Origin of the sequence: Rhodococcus sp. EPR-147, from assembly GCF_001647185.1 — a bacterium.
Classification (GTDB): domain Bacteria; phylum Actinomycetota; class Actinomycetes; order Mycobacteriales; family Mycobacteriaceae; genus Rhodococcoides.
Genome location: NZ_LVCU01000344.1, coordinates 1 through 6480, shown reverse-complemented (window position 1 = coordinate 6480; position 6480 = coordinate 1). Strand labels below are relative to the sequence as shown.

At 66.7% G+C, this 6480-nt stretch carries 5 protein-coding genes; all 5 read left to right on the top strand.

Annotation, left to right across the window (positions count from 1 at the left end):
* Positions 1–1936 (top strand): cytochrome c oxidase assembly protein (locus tag A2J02_RS15745; RefSeq protein WP_068051072.1); only part of this gene is annotated, 1936 nt, incomplete at its 5' end.
* Between the two features lie 536 nt (positions 1937–2472).
* Positions 2473–3267 (top strand): M23 family metallopeptidase, encoded by a 795-nt coding sequence (locus A2J02_RS15740; protein ID WP_082899521.1) that lies wholly within the window; start codon positions 2473–2475, stop codon positions 3265–3267.
* 25 nt (positions 3268–3292) lie between these two features.
* On the top strand, positions 3293–3646 hold the full coding sequence (locus A2J02_RS15735) for a BlaI/MecI/CopY family transcriptional regulator (protein WP_027494220.1): 354 nt from the start codon (positions 3293–3295) through the stop codon (positions 3644–3646).
* Positions 3643–4599, top strand: coding sequence for a M56 family metallopeptidase (locus A2J02_RS15730; RefSeq protein WP_068051069.1), 957 nt, complete (start codon positions 3643–3645; stop codon positions 4597–4599). The genes A2J02_RS15735 and A2J02_RS15730 overlap by 4 nt, the downstream gene beginning before the upstream one ends.
* A gap of 85 nt (positions 4600–4684) precedes the next feature.
* Positions 4685–6457: an aa3-type cytochrome oxidase subunit I gene (ctaD, locus tag A2J02_RS15725; RefSeq protein ID WP_072692203.1), complete on the top strand. Its 1773-nt coding sequence runs from the start codon at positions 4685–4687 to the stop codon at positions 6455–6457.
* Positions 6458–6480 lie beyond the last annotated feature (23 nt).

Here is a 6480-nt window from a genome sequence, read left to right as displayed (position 1 = left end):
GGTGGTCGCTGCACTGCTCGCAGCGATGTCGACGTCGCAAGCGCTCGTGCTGTTGGGTCTGCCCGATCCGGGCCCGATCACCACGTACGGGATCCCGGCACTGACCGCGATCGGCGAGGTGGCTGCCGTCGTGGCGGCGGGGTCGCTGCTCCTCGCGGCATTTCTCGTTCCGCCTCAGAGGTCGGGTGTGCTCGACATCGACGGGTACGTAGCCGTCCGCACCGCGGCGAAGGCCTCCGCAGTGTGGGCGGTGTGCGCGGCGGCGTTGGTGCCGCTGACACTCTCGGACGCCTCGGGTCAACCTGTCGGATCCGTTGCAGCGCAACCGGTGCAGTTCCTCGGTGCGATCGGCGATGTCGAGGCCTCCACTGCATGGGCCATCACCTCTGCGGTCGCGGCGATCACCGCCGCAGCATGCGCGGCGGTGTTGCGGCATCGATGGACCCCCGCCTTGTTCGCCCTGTCGATGCTCGCGTTGATCCCGCGCGCGGTCACCGGCCACTCCTCGACCGGCGGCAATCACGACATCGCGACGAACTCGTTGATCCTGCACATCCTCGCTGCCGCGCTGTGGGTGGGCGGACTCCTCGCACTTCTCGCTCATGCGCTGCGCGGAGGTGGGCACCTTGCCGTCGCGACCCGCCGCTACTCGACGCTCGCTCTGGTCGCGTTCGTGATCATGGCGGTCTCCGGAGTGGTCAACGCTGCCGTGCGAGTGCCCGTGACGTCGCTGTGGGATTCGACGTACGGCGCTCTGATACTGGCGAAGATCGCAGCTCTGGCGATCGTGGGGACCCTCGGGTGGATACAGCGACGACGAACGGTCCGCGCTCTGGCTCACGACCCCGCGAGGCGCAGATCCCTGATCACGTTGTCGATGATCGAGACCCTCGTTCTCGTCACCACCGTGGGCCTGGCGGTCGCACTGGGCCGCACTCCCCCGCCCCCGCCGCAGGACACCTCGCTGCCCCAGGTGCACGAAGAGGCCTTGGGCTACGTGTTGGACGGCCCGCCCACCGCTGCGCGGTTGGCGTTCGAGTGGCGTTTCGACCTGGTGTTCGGCTCCGCGGCGGTGATCGCGGCCGTCCTGTATCTGGTGGCCGTGCGGCGCCGTCGGCGGGCAGGCCTGTCATGGCGGCGGCGGTGGACAGCGAGCTGGTTGGCGGGTACTGCGGTGCTGCTCGTGGCGACCTCGTCCGGGGTCGGGTTCTACAGCCCGGCGATGTTCAGCGTGCACATGGCGGGACTGACCGCGGTCGCCGTCGCCGTGCCGTTGCTGTTGGTCCTCGGCCGACCGGCAACCTTGTTCGCCTCGGTCCTGCCGACCGCGTCGGCCGCCGAAGCACCGGGCTCGCGCGAATGGCTCCGGGCTGCATGGCAGAGCCGAGCAGCCCGGATCGCGATACACCCGTGGGTCAGCACCACGGTGTTCCTGAGCAGCTTCTACCTGCTCTACCCCGGCGGACTGTTCGACACCGTCGCCGACTCGCATGTGGCACACATGGTGATGAAGGGCTGGTTCCTGACCGTCGGGATGGTGATGTTCTGGGGCACGGTCGGCGAAGACCCGGTACCGAGACCGATCGCGGGACTGACGAAGTTGCTCGCGAGTATCACCGCATTGGCCGGGTTCGCATTCTTCCTCGTCGTGACGATCGATCTCGAGACCGCGCTCGGAGCGAGCTTCTACAGCGGACTGCGTCTGGACTGGAACGCAGACCTGCTGGCCGACCAGCGGCGCGGCGGCACTCTGGCGTGGGGCATCGGGGAGTTGCCGTTGCTCGCTGCCGCGGTTCTCGCCGCGGTCCGGTGGTCGGCGGCCGACGAGAGCGCGGCACGGCAACGAGACCGCCGAGTCGACGATCAAGGTGATACCGAACTCGAGGCGTACAACACCATGCTCGGTGGCCTGTCCTCTCGGCGCGATCACCCCTGATACCCGAAACGCCCAGCCCTGTTCCGGTGCGGATGTCGTAGCCCGGCGGGATGTCGTAGCCCGGCGGGATGTCGTAGCCCGGCGGGATGTCCTCCGAGGACCGTGACCAGCGGTACGGACGAATCCGGGTCGAGTGGGATGGAAAAACTATGCTCGATAGTAGTAACCTGTGGCCTGACCGTCACCATTTCGTTATCTCGAGCGAGGCCACGGCCTCGTAGCCACCAAGGATTGTGATCTTGGCCCGACACCGCACACCCGATCCGATCGACGACGACTACGCAGCGCCGGCACCCGGCGTCGCGGTCTCGATGCCCGTCGGCAACAGGCCGACGGCGCTCATCGATCACCCCCGTCATCGACACGCCGGGTTCGCACCCTCGCGTTTCGTGACCGAGTCGCCCGCCGAGACCGTGTACTCCGACAATCGGTCGCAGGACGAGCACACGCCTTCGGCGCAGACGCCCGCACCGGATGTACCCGCTCACGCGGTCAGCGCCGCCTGGGACACCGCGGCCGCGGACACTGCCGCGTCGATGTGGGTGCACGTGGCCGGTCCGGACGAGACGACACACGGCGACGGTGGCCGCGATGTAGTGCAGGCCGTGTCGCGACGTGCTCGCCGCGGACTTCATCGCCGCCGGGTGCCGAAGCCGGGTGGCCGCGCCATCGCTGCGTCGGTCGCGGTCGGTGCCTTTCTGTCCGCGGCAGCGACGTCTCCGAACACCGGGTCGCAGGACAGTGTGGCGCTCAGCGCTGCGAGTATCGATAGCCCTCCCGCCGGCGTCCTGCCGCCGAGCCCGGTCGTCGCCTCACCCCCGCAGGTGTTGCAAATGCCCGATCTCGATGTCGGCCGGCTCGCGCAGCGCATGACCGAGCAACTCGCCGAGGGGGGAGTTCGGGCGGCGGAGCGCGCCGCACGCGATGCCGAGGCGCGGCGCCCGCTCTCGGTGGGGCCGGTGTCGGGCACATTGACCTCCAGTTCTGGGCCGCGTTGGGGGACAACGCATTACGGACTCGACATCGCCAATACGATCGGGACGCCGATCGTATCGGTGACCGACGGTGAGGTCATCGAAGCAGGGCCGGCGCAAGGGTTCGGCCTGTGGGTGCGTATTCGTCAGGACGACGGCACGATCGGGGTGTACGGCCACATAGACCAGGCGCTCGTCACCGCCGGTCAACGCGTGAAAGCCGGCGAGCTCATTGCTACGGTAGGCAACCGAGGCCAATCCACCGGACCCCACCTGCATTACGAAGTGTGGCAACCCGACGGTGCCAAGTCCGACCCGACGGCGTGGCTGTCGGCACGCGGAGTCGATATCACCTGACACGACGAGGAAAGAAGAACTGGCGATGAAAAGGCTCGGTGATCTCGAAGCGGAGGTGATGAACGTGCTCTGGCAATGTGATCGACCGCAGTCGGTCCACGACCTGCGTGAACGCATGGCCGACAGAAACCCCGCCTACACCACGATCCTGACCGTCGTGACCCATCTCCACGAGAAGGGGTGGGTCGAGCGGACCAAGCAGTCACGCGCCTATCTCTACTCGCCCGTGCAATCTCGGGCCGAGGCCACCTCGCAAGCGCTGCGCGAAATCCTCGACACCAGCACCGACTCGGCCGCCGTGCTGATGCATTTCGCGAAAACCGTCACCGACGACGAACTGGACGCCCTGCGGGGGAACCTGCCGGACGCGAACCGGTGATCGTCGCACTGGCATTACTCCTCGCCGCGACCCTGGTGGCCGTTGCCATGCCGCCGCTGCTGACCTCACTCACCCGCACCGTCGGCCCCTCTCTCGCCTTGACCGCTTGGATCGGCAGCATCGCCGGGGTGCTGTTTCTCGTGGGATCCGCGGTGGCGGTGTTGCTCTGGCCCGGCCATGCGCCGGCCGAGGGCATGGTCGAACTCGCCGTCCGCTGCCTGGGCTCGCTGCAACACGCGGCCCAGCCGTGGATCGGGGAAGCGGTCGCCGGGGCATCGGTCGTCCTCGCGGCGTCGGCATCGGCGCGCGTCCTGCGCTCGACTCGCCGTCAGCTTCGAGCGCGGTCCAAAGTCCGCGACTATCACCGCGATGTCATCGCCGTCGTGGCGCGCACGGACCCCGGACCCGAACCGATCATGTGGCTCGACCACCCACTCCCGCTGGCCTACAGCATCGACGGTCGCCCCGGCTACGTCGTGGCCACCGAAGGCCTGCTCGCCCATCTCGATCCCGAACAACAGCGAGCAGTGATCGCACACGAACGTGCCCACCTGCGCGGGCGCCATCACCGCATCGTCAACATCTGCGAGATCCTGGCCAAAGCGCTTCCTCGCGTTCCCCTCTTCGCCGCGGCACCCGCGGCGGTACGGGTCCTGGTCGAGGTCGCAGCCGACCGGTCCGCGGCCGCAGTCACCAGCGCCGACACTGTACGTTCGGCATTGTCGACGGTCTCGCAGGCGCATTCTGCGCGGCCACTGTGGGCACTGGGCCTGATCGGGGACTCGCCCACCGAGCGGTTGCATCACCTCGACACGAGCGCGCAAACACCGAGCCGAACCCGAGCGGGCGCTTATGCTGCCGCCGCCGTGCTGCCCCTCGTCGTGCCGGCCGTGTTGGCCGTCGTCTCGCTCAGCGCGGTCTCCGCCGCAGCGTGCGCGGTCCTGCTGATCTGAACAACCCCAAATACTATGCTGCATAGTATTTGGGTTACACTGGCGGACGCGTCCTGTAATTCGCGTGCGACACGAAGGTGGTTCCATGACGGCGCTGACATCTCCTCCGGCTGCGCCGGCGGTTCGCCCCTATCCACCCCGCGGGGCCCGCAAGGGGTCGTTCCTGCACACGATGGTCACCACCACCGATCCGAAGGTCATCGGACTGATGTACTTGGTGACCTCGTTCGGGTTCTTTCTCGTCGGTGGCCTGATGGCGTTGATCATGCGCTCCGAGCTCGCGGTCCCGGGAATGCAGTTCCTCTCCAACGAGCAGTACAACCAGCTCTTCACCATGCACGGCACGATCATGCTGCTGCTCTACGCCACCCCGATCGTCTTCGGCTTCGGCAACTACATCCTGCCGCTGCAGATCGGCGCACCCGATGTCGCCTTCCCCCGGCTCAATGCCTTCTCCTACTGGCTGTACCTGTTCGGCGCACTGGTCACCACCGCAGGTTTCATCAGCCCCGGCGGTGCCGCAGACTTCGGCTGGACCGCGTACACCCCGTTGAGCAGCGCCGTCTACTCCCCCGGTATCGGATCCGACCTGTGGATCGTGGGCCTGCTCGTCGCCGGCCTGGGCACCATCCTGGGCGGGGTCAACATGGTCACCACCGTGGTGTGCCTGCGCGCACCGGGAATGACGATGTTCCGGCTACCGATCTTCACCTGGAACATCCTGGTGACCTCGATCTTGATCCTGCTGGCGTTCCCACTGCTGACCGCAGCACTGATGGGCCTGCTCGCCGACCGTAAACTCGGCACCCACATCTTCGATCCCGCCAACGGCGGAGCGTTGCTCTGGCAGCACCTGTTCTGGTTCTTCGGACACCCCGAGGTCTACATCATCGCGCTACCGTTCTTCGGAATCGTCTCGGAGATCTTCCCGGTCTTCTCCCGCAAACCCATCTTCGGGTACAAGGGGTTGATCTACGCCACCGTCGGCATCGCCGCCCTGTCCATCGCGGTGTGGGCGCACCACATGTACGCCACCGGTGCCGTGCTGCTGCCGTTCTTCTCGTTCATGACCTTCCTCATCGCCGTGCCGACCGGGGTGAAGATCTTCAACTGGATCGGCACCATGTGGCGCGGCCAGGTCACCCTCGAATCCCCCATGCTCTTCTCCATCGGATTCCTGATCACGTTCGTCTTCGGTGGACTGTCCGGAGTGCTCCTGGCGAGCCCGCCCATCGACTTCAACGTCACCGACACCTACTTCGTCGTCGCGCACTTCCACTACGTCGTGTTCGGAACGGTCGTGTTCGCGACCTACGCCGGCATCTACTTCTGGTTCCCCAAGATGACCGGCCGCATGCTCGACGAACGACTGGGCAAGTGGCACTTCTGGCTGACGTTCCTCGGCTTCCACGCCACCTTCCTCGTCCAGCACTGGCTCGGCGCCCAAGGAATGCCGCGCCGCTACGCCGACTACCTCCCGTCCGACGGATTCACCACCCTCAACCAGATCTCGACCGTGGGATCGTTCGTCCTCGGGGCCTCGACGCTGCCGTTCATCTGGAACGTGTTCAAGAGCTACCGCTACGGCGAAGTGGTCACCGTCGACGACCCCTGGGGCTTCGGTAACTCCCTCGAGTGGGCGACCAGTTGCCCACCCCCGCGGCACAATTTCATCGAGATGCCCCGGATCCGCTCCGAGCGGCCGGCGTTCGAGCTGCACTATCCGCACATGGTCGAACGCATCCGCGCCGAGCAGCACGTCGGTGGCCCGCACTCGGATTCGATCGCGCCCTCGGAAGTGATCACCGAAGCGATTGCCGGACCGGACGTATCGAAACGGCCGGACGTCGACAAGTAACACGGTCGACCGACCCCCGTAGG